The organism is Mesorhizobium huakuii (assembly GCF_014189455.1).
In the GTDB taxonomy this organism is placed as follows: Bacteria; Pseudomonadota; Alphaproteobacteria; order Rhizobiales; family Rhizobiaceae; genus Mesorhizobium; species Mesorhizobium huakuii_A.
On record NZ_CP050296.1, the window covers coordinates 4,650,959 to 4,663,152 of the forward strand.

Here is a 12,194-nt window from a genome sequence, read left to right on the forward strand (position 1 = left end):
GGCGCAAAATATCATTTTACCGAACCAAATGCCTTGTGCAATGTGGAGATGGAGGATCGAAATCGTGCCATTCGTCACCATCGGCGGCATCACGCTGCACCATCGCCACATCAAGGCGACCGGCAATGCGCGCGCGGTCATATTCATCAATTCGCTGGGCACCGACTTCCGCATCTGGGACGACATTGTTTCGGCGCTTGATGGGGAAATGTCCCTGCTGGTCTATGACAAGCGCGGCCACGGGCTCTCCGACATCGGCGACATCAGGTCGATCGACGATCATGTCGACGATCTTTCGGGGCTCATCGATCATTTCGGATTGGAGAAGATCGTGCTGTGCGGCCTGTCGGTCGGCGGCATGATCGCGCAAGGGCTCTATGCCAGGCGGCCGGAGATCGTCGAGGCCATGATCCTGTGCGACACGGCCCACAAGATCGGTACCAACGAGAGCTGGAACACACGCATCGCGGTCGTTGAACGCAAGGGTATCCAGGCCATTGCCGACGGCGTGCTCAAAGTGTGGTTCACCCCCGCCTTCCACACCGCACGGGTGGCCGAGCATGACGGCTATTGGAACATGATGACCCGGCAAGCGCTCGCCGGCTACATCGGCACGTGCGCTGCTGTCCGCGATGCGGATTTCACCGAGAGCGCGCGCCGCATCGCGGTGCCAACGCTCTGCGTCGTCGGCGACCAAGATGGCTCGACGCCCCCCGATCTCGTCCGCTCGCTGGCCGCTCTGATCCCCGGTGCGCGCTTCGAGATCATCCGCGACGCCGGACACATCCCTTGCGTCGAACAGCCTCAAGCACTGGTCGCGCTGATCCGCGATTTTGTCGCATCGCTTGCCCCTGGAGCACAAACCCATGGATGAAGTCCCCGGCAACGCAGCCAGATATCGCACCGGTCTCGCGGTGCGACGCGCCGTGCTCGGCGACCGCCATGTCGACCGGGCCGAGGTCACCGCCACGGATTTCGATCAGCCTTTCCAGGAACTGATCACCGAGGCGGCCTGGGGGACGGTGTGGTCGCGGCCGGGTCTCAGCAAGCGCGAGCGCTCGATCGTCACGCTGGCGCTGCTGGCGGCACTCGGCCATGATGAAGAGGTCGCCCTGCATGTGCGCGCCACCGCCAACACCGGTGCTACGCGCGACGATATCTGCGAGGCGTTCCTGCATGTCGCCATCTATGCCGGCGTGCCGGCCGCCAACCGTGCCTTCAGAATAGCCAAGGACGTGTTTTCGGAAATGGACGGAGCCGACAATGCCAGCTGAGGCCGGCTCGAACCGGAGGCCCGAGACCGGCGCTTTCTTCCAGCGCGACCGGACATGGCATCCGCCGGCGCTGACGCCGGGCTACAAGAGTTCGGTGCTGCGCTCGCCGCAGAAGGCGCTTTTGTCCTTCGACAACACCCTGTCGGAAATAGCCGGACCGGTCTTCGGCCACGCCATGCTGGGCGAACTCGACGCCGACCTGATCCACAATTTCGCCAGGCCGGGCGAGAGCGCCATCGGTGAGCGCATCATCGTCCATGGGCGCGTGCTCGATGAGCGCGGCATCGGCGTTCCCGGCGTGTTGCTCGAATTCTGGCAGGCCAATGCCGGCGGCCGCTACCGCCACAAGAAGGATGGCTATCTCGCCCCGCTCGACCCGAATTTCGGCGGCTGCGGCCGCACCATATCAGCCGAGGATGGCGGTTATGCTTTTCGCACCGTCAAACCCGGTCCTTATCCCTGGCCGAACGGGCCTAATGACTGGCGTCCGGCGCACATCCATTTCTCGGTCTTCGGCCATGGCTTCGCCCAGCGGCTGATCACGCAGATGTATTTCGAGGGCGACCCACTGATCTGGAAGTGCCCGATCGTGCGCGGCATCGCCGACAAGGCGGCCATCGAGGCGCTGACGGCCATCCTCGACACGCAGGCGACGATCCCGATGGATGCGCTCGCCTACAAGTTCGACATCGTGCTGCGCGGCCGCCGCTCGTCGCTATTCGAAAACCGGCTGGAGGGCAATTGATGGCGCAATCGCTCGACCGCCTCAGGGAAAGCCCCTCGCAGACCGCTGGCCCTTACGTCCATATCGGGCTGACGCCGAACTTCTGCGGCATCGGCGGCGTCTATGCGGCCGACCTTGGCGCGACCATGGTCAACGACAAGACCAAGGGCGAGCGCATCGCTCTCAAAATCCGCGTGCTCGACGGCACCGGTACGCCGCTCAAGGACGCGCTGATCGAGATCTGGCAGGCGGACGCCGACGGGTTTTACAACTCACCGGCCGAATTGCGCGGCGCCGCCGATCCGAACTTTTTCGGCTGGGGCCGTTGCCCGACGGATATGGACACCGGCATCTGCGCATTCGAGACGATCAAGCCTGGTCGCGTACCATTCCGGGATGGTCGCCTGATGGCGCCGCACATCACGCTATGGATCGTCGCCCGCGGCATCAATCTCGGCCTGCACACACGGCTGTATTTCTCTGACGAGGAAAAAGCCAATGCCGAGGATCCGATCCTGGCGCGCATCGAACATCGCATCCGCGTGCCGACGCTGATCGCCGAGCGCCAGGGCGACACCTACGTCTTCGACATCCATCTCCAGGGGGAGAAGGAAACGGTCTTCTTCGACAGCTAGGAGATCTCATGACCGTATCGCCCTTCGACCATCCGTTACAGTCAGCTCTCCTCGGCGACGAGGAAGCATCGAGGCATTTTTCCGTCGAGGCGGAAATTGAGGCGGCGCTGGCGTTCGAGAGCGCGCTTGCGGAGGCCGAGGCTGAAAACGGCGTTATCACCGGAGAGGCGAAGGCAGCGATTGTGACGGCGCTTGCCACGTTCCGGCCCGACACCGCCTTGCTCAGGGAAGGCGTCGCCAAGGACGGCGTTGTCGTGCCCGAACTGGTGCGCCAGATCAGGGCTGCGGTGGGCGAACCGCATGGCGACAAAGTGCATTTCGGTGCCACCAGCCAAGACGTCATCGACACGAGCCTGATGCTTCGGCTGAAATCCGTCATCGAGCATCTCGGCCTGCTGCTGACCGAGACCATCATACGGCTTACCTCGCTCGAGGAGCGCTTTGGGGGCGGGGCGCTGACCGGCATGACCCGCATGCAGCCGGCGATCCCGATCAGAGTGGCGGATCGCGTGACTGCATGGCGTGCGCCGTTGCAACGGCATCAGGAAAGATTGTCGGACCAATCCAGGCGCTTGCTGGTGGTGCAGTTCGGCGGTGCCGCCGGCACGCTGGAAAAGCTTGGCGACAAGGGGCCGGCGGTGCGCGCCGCGCTTGCCGCAAAACTCGGCCTTGCCGACGCGCCGCAATGGCAGAGCCAGCGCGACGGGCTCGCCGACTTCGCCGGCTGGCTGTCGTTGGTAACTGGCAGCCTCGGCAAGTTCGGCCAGGACATTACGCTGATGGCGCAGGGCGGCGCCGACATAGCGCTGTCCGGTGGTGGCGGCTCGTCGGCCATGCCGCACAAGCAGAACCCCGTGAAGGCCGAGGCGCTGGTGGCGCTTGCCCGCTTCAACGCCACGCAGCTTTCCGGCATGCACCAGGCGCTGGTGCATGAGCAGGAACGCTCGGGCGCGGCCTGGACGTTGGAATGGCTGCTGCTGCCGCAGATGGCGGTAGCCACGGCTGCGTCACTGCGGCTCGCAGCCGAGCTGGCAGCGCAGATCGAAAGTCTCGGCCACTGATGCGCACTCAGATCGTCATCGTCGGCTCGGGACCCTCCGGCCTGCTGCTCGGGCAGCTTCTGGCCGGCATTGGCGTCGAGACCGTCATTCTGGAACGTTCGAGCCGCGAGCATGTGCTTGGCCGCGTGCGGGCAGGGGTGCTCGAACAGGGCACGGTCGAATTGCTGGAAGAGGCGGGCGCTGCGGCAAGGCTGCATGCCGAAGGCTTGCCGCATTCCGGCATTTCGCTGGCCTTCGACGGACGCCTGCACCGCATCGATCTCGCGGCACTCACCGGCGGCAAGCATGTCACCGTCTATGGCCAGACCGAGGTGACGCATGATTTGATGGATAAGCGCGAGGCGGCCGGCCTCGTCACGGTGTATGAGGCCGCCGATGTCGCGCTGCATGATTTCGATGGCGCGCCGTTCGTCACCTACGCCAAGGACGGCGTCTCTCATCGCATCGATTGCGACTTCATCGCCGGCTGCGATGGCTATCACGGTGTCAGCCGCAAATCGGCCCCGGAGCGCGCGCTGAAAACCTTCGAACGGCACTATCCGTTCGGCTGGCTCGGCGTGCTGGCAGAAGTGCCGCCGGCCGATCAGGAACTGGTCTACGCCAATCACGAGCGGGGCTTTGCGCTGTGCTCGATGCGCTCGACGCATCGCAGCCGCTACTATGTGCAGTGCCCCGAGGGCGACCGCGTCGAGGCCTGGTCGGACGACCGCTTCTGGGACGAATTGCGCCGCCGCTTGCCGGAACGGACTGCGGCGAACGTCACCACCGGGCCGTCCTTCGAAAAGTCGATCGCGCCGCTGCGCTCCTTCGTTGCCGAGCCGATGCGCTTCGGCCGGCTGTTCCTGGTCGGCGACGCCGCCCACATCGTGCCGCCCACCGGCGCCAAGGGCCTCAACCTCGCCGCCAGCGATGTGCGCTATCTCTTCGCCGGCTTGCGCGATTTCTACATCGAGAAGTCGCAAACCGGCATCGAGGTCTATTCGCAAAAGGCGCTGGCGCGGGTGTGGAAGGCAGTGCGCTTTTCCTGGTGGATGACGACCATGCTGCACCGTTTTCCCGACACCGGTGACTTCGGTCAGCGCATCCAGGAAGCCGAACTCGACTACCTCGTGCACTCACGGGCCGCATCGACCGCGCTCGCCGAGAACTATGTCGGGCTGCCTTACTGACGGGCGGCCAACGATGCGCGGATCTATCGACCCAGAAGGTTGCGCTCGACGGTTCTGAGGTGCGCAAGCATTGCGTTTTTCGCACCTTCAGGATCGCGATGAAACAGGCAATCTAGGATCGCCTGGTGCTCGTCGCAGTAGGCTCGGCGGCGTTCCTCCGAGAACGAACGCTTCTTCATTTCGAACCAGGGTGACTGGTTGCGAATGGCGCGCATGAGATTGTGGATCTCCTTCAGAAAGTCATTGCGGCAGCACGCAAACACCCGGTGATGGAATTCCGCGTCCCAATGCTCGAAATCCGGCATGTCCCTGGCGTCGCATGCGGTCTGGTGCGCTTCGCGAACCGCGTTCAGTTCGGTGGCGCTGGCATTGGTTGCGGCAAAGGCGGCGGCCGCCGGTTCGAGCAGCTGTCTGATCTCCATCATGTCGGCGGGGCTGGTGCCTTCCATCCGCGTGACCATTGAGGTGATCGACGTCGGGTTGGTCGCGGTCAGAAAGGTACCTCGACCGACATGGCGGACGACAGTTCCATCGTCCTCCAGGAAGCCGACGGCACGGCGCACTGTGTTGCGCGCGACGCCGAATTCGACCGCTAGGTCGCGCTCAGGCGGCATGCGGCCGTCCTCAAGCCACTCGCCCGAGGAAATCCGCTTCTTGAGCATTGTTGCGATATCGTTGGCGACGAGTTTCGGCATCCGTTAAGAGCTTTTATCTGATCCAATGTTGAACCAATATTATCAACCGATTGCCGCGAGGTCCAGCGTTCAGATGAAAAACGGGCGCGATATGCCTATATTTTGTCGATCTGTGAGTCGGAATCCTCTTGAAGCGTGAACCAATCGGCGATAGCGTGTATCGAAAGAGCCAGTATTGGTTCATAAAAGGTTCAGGGAGGAAGTGGATGCGGGTCGCGACTTTTTCGATCGCCGGCGAACGTCGCGTGGGTCTTGTCGACCTCGATGCCCAGACCATTGCCCCCTTCGATTTCTCCGTCGACCAGGCCAAATCAGGCATTCTGGCTTTGATCGAGCGCAATGGCGCCGGCCTGCCGCGCACGCTCTCGCCGATCCCGCTGGTGCAGGTCGAGATCGAAGCGCCGATCCCGCAGCCGCGCCGCAACATCTTCTGCGTCGGCAAGAACTATCACGAGCACGCGCATGAATTCGCCCGCAGCGGTTTCGATTCCAGCGCCGGCGCCGGCGCGATCCCCAAGCATCCGATCATCTTTTCCAAAGTGCCGGAATCGGTCGTCGCCAACCATGCCAGCGTGCTGATCGATCCCTCGGTTTCGACGGCGATCGACTACGAGGCGGAACTGGCCGTCATCATCGGCAAGGGCGGGCGCGGCATTTCGAAGGCGAATGCGCTCGACCATGTCTGGGGCTATACCATCGTCAACGACGTCACGGCGCGCGACCTGCAAGGCAAATACAGCCAGTGGCTGATCGGTAAGTCGCAGGACACATTCTGTCCAATGGGGCCATGGGCGGTGACCAAGGACGAACTTGATCTGGCGACCGCCGGCATCCGGTGTTTCGTCAATGAGGATCTGCGTCAGGATTCCCGGATCTCGCTGCTCATCTTCGACATTCCGACCATCATCGCCACCCTGTCGCAAGGCATCACGCTGAAGCCCGGCGACATCATCGCCACCGGCACGCCGGTCGGTGTCGGCATCGGTTTTGATCCGCCGAAATACCTCAAGGCCGGCGACGTCGTGCGCATCGAGATCGACGGCATCGGCACGCTGGAAAACCGCTTCGCGGAGCATGCGCAATGACCACGGTGACAGTTGGCCAGGTGGTTGCCGAAACCGTCGGCGATGGTGCGGCCGTGGTGATGATCCATGGCCTCGGCGGCACGTCGAACATGTTCCAGCCGCAGATGGCGGCACTTTCCGGGTACCGCGTCATCCGGCTCGACCTTCCGGGCTCTGGCCGCTCGCCACGCCCGATCGAACCACTGACCATCGAAGGGATGAGCGAGGCCGTCATCCGCGCCATGGCCGGCATGGGGGTCGTATCTGCGCATTTCGTCGGCCATTCGATGGGCACCATCGTTTGCCAGCAGATCGCCGCGACGCAGCCCTCGCTGGTTAAATCGCTGGCGCTGTTCGGTGCGCTCGCGGAACCGGCTGAAGCGACCAGGCAAGGGCTCGGCAATCGGGCGCGGCTGGCGCGTTCGGGTGGTATCGCCGACATCGCCGACCAGATCGTCGCCAATGCGATCTCGGCGCACACCAGGGAAACCTCGCCTGCCGCCGTCGCCTTTGTGCGGGAGTCGATCACCAGGCAGGATCCGGAATCCTATGCCCGCACCTGCGAGGCGTTGGCCAAGGCGACCGCCGTCGATGCGCGCAGGATCACGGCGCCGACATTGCTGGTCACCGGCGACGCTGACACGGTCAACCCGCAAGGGGTCGCCCAGGCGCTTGCCGACAAGATCAAGGGCGCCGTATTCTCGTCGCTGGATCGGTGCGGGCACTGGGCCACGGTGGAAAGCCCGCGCGAAAGCAGCCAGAAGCTCGCCGATTTTTTGAGACGGGTTGATAGGTGAGGATTTCAGATCGGGCGTAGAACTACGCGCTCGGCAAGTTGGGAGGCTTGTGATGGCAGACGATAGCTGGAACGGCAACGGTTCGGGCAGCACGCTGTTCACCAATGTGCGCGTGCTCGACGCATCAGGTGAATATCCCTACACCGGCGAGGTGCTGGTGCACGGCAACCGCATCAAGCAGATCACCAAGGGCTCGTCGCGCTTCGGCTCGTCCTCTTCGTCGTCCTACACTGGCGGCGCACCAGGGGGCGCAACCGTCATCGACGGCATGGGCGCGACGCTGATGCCCGGCATGATCGATGCGCATCTGCATCTGTCCTGGAACAACGCGCCCGGCATCGACCCCATCCAGATGATGGAGATCGAGGAGCACATGCTGGTCACCATGGAAATGGCCAAGCTGGTGCTCGATGCCGGTTTCACCGCCGGCAGGGGTGCGGCCGCCGCCAAGCCGCGTCTCGATGTCGTCGCCAAGAAATTCATCAACCAGGGCCGCTTCCCCGGACCGCGCTACCTCGCGGCGGGGCCGGAGATCACCACGGTCGGCGGCCTCGGCGATTCCTCGCCGTCGCACATTCCGCATGAGGGGCTGAACCTCGGCATCGTCGTTTCCGGTCCCGAGGAAATCCGCCGCACCGTGCGCCAACTGATCAAATACGGCGTCGATTCGATAAAGCTCAATCTGTCCGGCGAGAGCATCACCGGCATGGGCGCCGAGGAGACGCCGATGTCGGAAGAGGAGGTCGCCATGGCCGCTTCCGAGGCGCGCTGCCGCAACAAGGTGCTGTCGGCGCATGCGCGCTCGTCCGGCTCGGTCAAGCAGTGCGTCCGTCACGGCATCCAGAACATCTACCATGCCTCCTTCGCCGACGAGGAAGCGCTCGACATGCTGGAAGCGGTCAAGGACAAGCATTTCGTCGCGCCCGGCATCGCCTGGCTGATCAACACCGCGCGCCATGCAGAGCAATGGGGCATCAAGCCGGGCTCGCCGCTGTCGCTCGAATATGAGCGCGAACTCGAAATGTGCATCGACACGATGAAGAAGATGCACCGGCGCGGCATCCGCGTCCTGATCGGCGGCGACTACGGTTTTGCCTGGACGCCGCAAGGCACAAACGCAAAGGACATCCAGACCTTTGTCGAGATGCTCGGCTTCTCGCCGATGGAAGCGATCCAGGCCGGCACGAAGTATGGCGGCCAGATCATGAACATGGGCGACGAGCTCGGCATGATTAAGGAAGGTTACCTCGCCGACATCCTGCTGATCGACGGCGACCCCATCGCGGATGTGCGCATCCTGCAGGACAAGAACCGCATCCTCGCCATCATGAAGGACGGCAAGTTCCACAAGGCGCCGCGCATGAACGAGCAGCGCCGGCGGCTGACGGCATGAGCCTGCTCGACCGGCCATCGCAGTCGGCGCTCTCGGAGGGCGGCATGACGCGCCGGCAGGCCTGGGGCCTTGTCGGCCTGCTTGGCGTCGCGATCATCGCATGGCTGGTCTTCGCTGTCTGGCCGGATTGGCTGAACGCGATCCTGATTTCGAAAAAGGCCTTCGTCAGCGCCATCCTCAACGGCATCACGCTGGCCGGCCTCTATTTCCTCGTCGCCAGCGGCTTCACGCTGATCTTCGGCCTGATGCGCAACGTCAATCTCGCGCATGGTTCGCTCTATCTGCTCGGCGCCTATATCGGCTACGAAGTCACCAACCGCACCGGCTACTGGCTGCTCGGCGTCGCCGCCGGTTTTGCCGTGCTGGCCATCGTCGGCGTCGTCATGCAGGTCTTCGTTTTCCGTCGCCTCGAAGGCGATGATTTGCGCCAGACCCTGGTCTCGATCGGCATCTCGATCGTCGCCGCCGATCTGATGCTGGCGGTGTGGGCCGGCGGCACCTACCAGATCACCACACCGGAATGGCTCGACGGCGCCCTGACCTTGCCCATCATCACAGCCGTGCGTTCCAACGGCGCCTCGGTCTTCCTCACCTATCCGCTCTACCGCGTCGTCGTGCTGGCGGCGGCGATCGTCATCGGCGTCGGCCTGTGGCTGATGCTGCACAAGACCCGCGTCGGCATGATGATCCGCGCCGGCGTCGACGACCGCGCCATGCTGCAGGCGTCGGGTGTGAATGTGCATGCGGTGTTCGCCATCGTCTTCGCCGTTGGTGCCGGCCTTGCCGGCTTTGCCGGCGTCGTCGGCGGCTCGGCGCTCTCGGTCGCGCCCGGTGAGGATGTGCGCTACCTCCTGGCCTCGCTGGTCGTGGTCATCGTCGGCGGCATGGGTTCGATCACGGGCGCCGCCATCGGTGCGCTGCTCATCGGCCTCGCCGAGCAGATCGGCCTCGTCTACTTCCCGACCTATGGCATCGTGCTGACCTTCGTCATCATGGTGGTGACGCTGGCGGTCCGACCGCAAGGCATTATGGGGAAGGCAAGATGAGCCTGGCTATCGCCACCCCCAATGCAGCGGCGCAGCGGAACTGGCTGGAGAAGCTCGGCGCCGGCCACATCATTCTGGCCGTCGCGTTGGTGCTCTATCCCTTGGTGGCATCCGATTTCTTCCTGACGCAGATCGGCGGCTATTCCTTGATCTTCGGCATGCTCGGCCTGTCGCTGATGCTGCTCGCCGGCTATGGCGGCATGGTGAGCCTGGCGCAGATCACTGTTGCCGGCATAGCCGCCTATGCCATCGCCATCCTCGGCAACAACAATTCCAACATCCTCGGCTTCGGCTGGCCATGGTGGCTCGCGGTGCCGTTCGCGCTGCTTGCGGCGGCTTTGGCATCGGCGCTGATCGGCTGGATCTCGGTGCGCACCGAGGGCATCTACACCATCATGATCACGCTGGCGATCGCTACCGCGACCTACTATTTCGCGCAGCAGAACTACGCCATTTTCAACGGCCATTCCGGCTATGCCGGCATCCGTGCGCCAGCCTTCTGGAGCGTCAACTGGCGTGACCCCAGGCCGTTCTACTATCTCTGCCTTGGCCTGGCGGTGCTCTCCTATGCCGCCGTGCTCTACGGCTCGCGCTCGACCTTCGGCATGACCTTGCAGGCGATCCGCGACAATCCGCGCCGCATGCGTGCGCTGGGCTATCACGTCACCGCGCATAAGGTCTTCGCCTGGCTGCTGGCCGGCGTGATCGCCGGACTGGCGGGCGTGCTGCTGGTCTGGTTCAACGGCCGCGTCTCGCCCGGCACCATCGGCGTCGATGCCGCGATCGACGTGCTGATCATTGCCGTCATCGGCGGCCTGCGCCACCCGATCGGGCCGTTTCTGGGTGCGGTCGTCGTTATCCTGATGCAGACCTTCGCCATCGACATCGTCGGCGCCGAGCGTTTCAACACGCTGATCGGCATGGTGTTCCTGGTGATCGTCTTCGTCTCACCGGATGGAATTCTTGGGTTGTGGGGGAGGATCAAGCCACATCTTGCCCAGGAGTCCTTGCGTCCCGGCCCCTAGCCGCCGGGATGGAATGAACCACTGCAAAAACGAAATCAACGGGAGGAAAATCATGAGGATGCATAGACGTACAGTGCTCGCGCTGGCTGTGTTCACCGGGCTAACGGCGCCGTCGATGGCGCTGGCTGCCGACGACACCATCAAGATCGGCCTGCTCGCCACTTTCGAGGGGCCGTTCACGGTGCTCGGCGAGGATAGCGAGCGCGGCGCCATGACCGCGGTCGAGGAAGTCGGTGGCAAGGTTGCCGGCAAGAAGATCGAGATCGTCAAGGGTTCGTCCGATGCCTCGCCCGACAGTGCGGTACGCGCCGCGCGCAAGCTGGTCGAGCAGGACGGCGTCAAGGTGCTGGTCGGCCCGCTCTCGGGCGACGAAGGCCTCGCCGTCAAAGACTACGCCAAGACCCAGCCGAACGTGACCTTCATCAACGGCACTTCGGCCGCGCAGGACACCACGCTGCGCAATCCGGCGGAGAACTTCTTCCGCTTCTCGACCGATGGCGCGCAGTGGATGGCCGGCCTCGGCACCTATGCCTTCAAGGACAAGGGCTACAAAAAAGTCGCCACCGTCGCCGAGGACTATTCCTTCCCCTACACGCAGGTGTTCGGCTTCATGGCCGAGTTCTGCAAGGCCGGCGGTCACGTGCCGTCGAAGTCGTGGGTGCCGATCGGCAACAAGGACTTTTCCTCGGTCATCGCCGCCATTCCTGAAGGCGTCGACGCGATCTATGTCGCGCTCGGCGGCGCCGATGCTGTCAACTTCCTGACCCAGTACCAACAAAGCGGCGGCACCGCGCCGCTGATCGGCGGTTCGATCACCGTCGACCAGACCGTGCTGACCTCGAAAGGCAAGCTGAAGGATGTGCTGAAGGGCACGCCGTCGGCCGGCCCGACCGCCGACACCAATGACGCGCCGGCCTGGAAGGCCTTCGTCGAGGCCTACAAGAAGCAGCCGGGCGCGTTTCCGTCGCCCTCGCTCTTCGCCCATGGCTACTATGTCGACATGAAGGCGACGCTGCTCGGCCTCGACCAGGTCGGCGGCGATGTCTCCGACGGCGGCAAGAAGCTGCGCGACGCGCTGTCGAAACTGTCCTTCGACACGCCGACCGGCAAGGTGTCGCTCGACAAGAACCGCAACGCCATCGCCGACATCTTCCTGACCGAGGTCACCGAAGGCGCCGACGGCAATCTCCTCAACAAGCTGGTCAAGGTCGTGCCGCAGGTCAACCAGACGCTCGGCATTCCCGAAGACGAGTTCATGAAGCTCGGCGCGGTCAACCGCGACAATCCGAGCTGCCCGTAACCGGACGTCGA

General features: G+C 63.8%; 13 protein-coding genes. 12 read left to right on the forward strand and 1 reads right to left on the reverse strand.

The window, feature by feature from the left end:
• Nucleotides 1-40: 40 nt before the first annotated feature.
• From pcaD to pobA, 6 genes are read left to right on the forward strand one after another with little or no spacing between them, the layout of a single operon-like run.
• On the forward strand, nucleotides 41-874 hold the full coding sequence (gene pcaD, locus HB778_RS22435) for a 3-oxoadipate enol-lactonase (RefSeq protein WP_183457039.1): 834 nt from the start codon (nucleotides 41-43) through the stop codon (nucleotides 872-874).
• Nucleotides 867-1,274, forward strand: a complete 408-nt coding sequence (gene pcaC, locus HB778_RS22440; protein ID WP_096455528.1) for a 4-carboxymuconolactone decarboxylase — start codon at nucleotides 867-869, stop codon at nucleotides 1,272-1,274. The genes pcaD and pcaC overlap by 8 nt, the downstream gene beginning before the upstream one ends.
• Entirely contained in the window at nucleotides 1,264-2,019 is a 756-nt protein-coding gene (pcaH, locus tag HB778_RS22445; RefSeq protein WP_183457041.1) for a protocatechuate 3,4-dioxygenase subunit beta, read from the forward strand. Before pcaC ends, pcaH begins: the two co-directional genes overlap by 11 nt.
• Nucleotides 2,019-2,633, forward strand: coding sequence for a protocatechuate 3,4-dioxygenase subunit alpha (pcaG, locus tag HB778_RS22450; RefSeq protein ID WP_183457044.1), 615 nt, complete (start codon nucleotides 2,019-2,021; stop codon nucleotides 2,631-2,633). Before pcaH ends, pcaG begins: the two co-directional genes overlap by 1 nt.
• A gap of 8 nt (nucleotides 2,634-2,641) precedes the next feature.
• Nucleotides 2,642-3,694, forward strand: coding sequence for a 3-carboxy-cis,cis-muconate cycloisomerase (locus HB778_RS22455; protein WP_183457046.1), 1,053 nt, complete (start codon nucleotides 2,642-2,644; stop codon nucleotides 3,692-3,694).
• Nucleotides 3,694-4,863 carry a 4-hydroxybenzoate 3-monooxygenase gene (gene pobA, locus HB778_RS22460; RefSeq protein WP_183457048.1) on the forward strand — a complete coding sequence of 390 codons (1,170 nt, stop codon included), beginning with the start codon at nucleotides 3,694-3,696 and terminating at the stop codon, nucleotides 4,861-4,863. Before HB778_RS22455 ends, pobA begins: the two co-directional genes overlap by 1 nt.
• 23 nt (nucleotides 4,864-4,886) lie before the next feature.
• Here the strand turns inward: pobA and HB778_RS22465 are convergent, their stop codons facing one another.
• Nucleotides 4,887-5,558 (reverse strand): FadR/GntR family transcriptional regulator, encoded by a 672-nt coding sequence (locus HB778_RS22465; RefSeq protein WP_183457050.1) that lies wholly within the window; start codon nucleotides 5,556-5,558, stop codon nucleotides 4,887-4,889.
• A 206-nt stretch (nucleotides 5,559-5,764) separates the two neighbouring features.
• Here HB778_RS22465 and HB778_RS22470 point away from each other — a divergent pair, with 206 nt between their 5' ends.
• From HB778_RS22470 to HB778_RS22495, 6 genes are read left to right on the forward strand one after another with little or no spacing between them, the layout of a single operon-like run.
• Complete coding sequence (locus HB778_RS22470) at nucleotides 5,765-6,643, forward strand: fumarylacetoacetate hydrolase family protein (RefSeq protein ID WP_183457051.1); 879 nt, start codon at nucleotides 5,765-5,767, stop codon at nucleotides 6,641-6,643.
• The gene (locus HB778_RS22475; RefSeq protein WP_183457053.1) at nucleotides 6,640-7,419 is read left to right on the forward strand and encodes an alpha/beta fold hydrolase; all 780 of its coding nucleotides are present in this window, start codon (nucleotides 6,640-6,642) and stop codon (nucleotides 7,417-7,419) included. The genes HB778_RS22470 and HB778_RS22475 overlap by 4 nt, the downstream gene beginning before the upstream one ends.
• A gap of 52 nt (nucleotides 7,420-7,471) precedes the next feature.
• Nucleotides 7,472-8,812 (forward strand): metal-dependent hydrolase family protein, encoded by a 1,341-nt coding sequence (locus tag HB778_RS22480; protein ID WP_183457055.1) that lies wholly within the window; start codon nucleotides 7,472-7,474, stop codon nucleotides 8,810-8,812.
• The gene (locus HB778_RS22485; protein WP_432421200.1) at nucleotides 8,809-9,858 is read left to right on the forward strand and encodes a branched-chain amino acid ABC transporter permease; all 1,050 of its coding nucleotides are present in this window, start codon (nucleotides 8,809-8,811) and stop codon (nucleotides 9,856-9,858) included. The genes HB778_RS22480 and HB778_RS22485 overlap by 4 nt, the downstream gene beginning before the upstream one ends.
• The gene (locus HB778_RS22490; RefSeq protein ID WP_183457057.1) at nucleotides 9,855-10,883 is read left to right on the forward strand and encodes a branched-chain amino acid ABC transporter permease; all 1,029 of its coding nucleotides are present in this window, start codon (nucleotides 9,855-9,857) and stop codon (nucleotides 10,881-10,883) included. The genes HB778_RS22485 and HB778_RS22490 overlap by 4 nt, the downstream gene beginning before the upstream one ends.
• Nucleotides 10,884-10,935: 52 nt before the next feature.
• Nucleotides 10,936-12,183: an ABC transporter substrate-binding protein gene (locus HB778_RS22495; protein ID WP_183457059.1), complete on the forward strand. Its 1,248-nt coding sequence runs from the start codon at nucleotides 10,936-10,938 to the stop codon at nucleotides 12,181-12,183.
• Nucleotides 12,184-12,194: the final 11 nt, after the last annotated feature.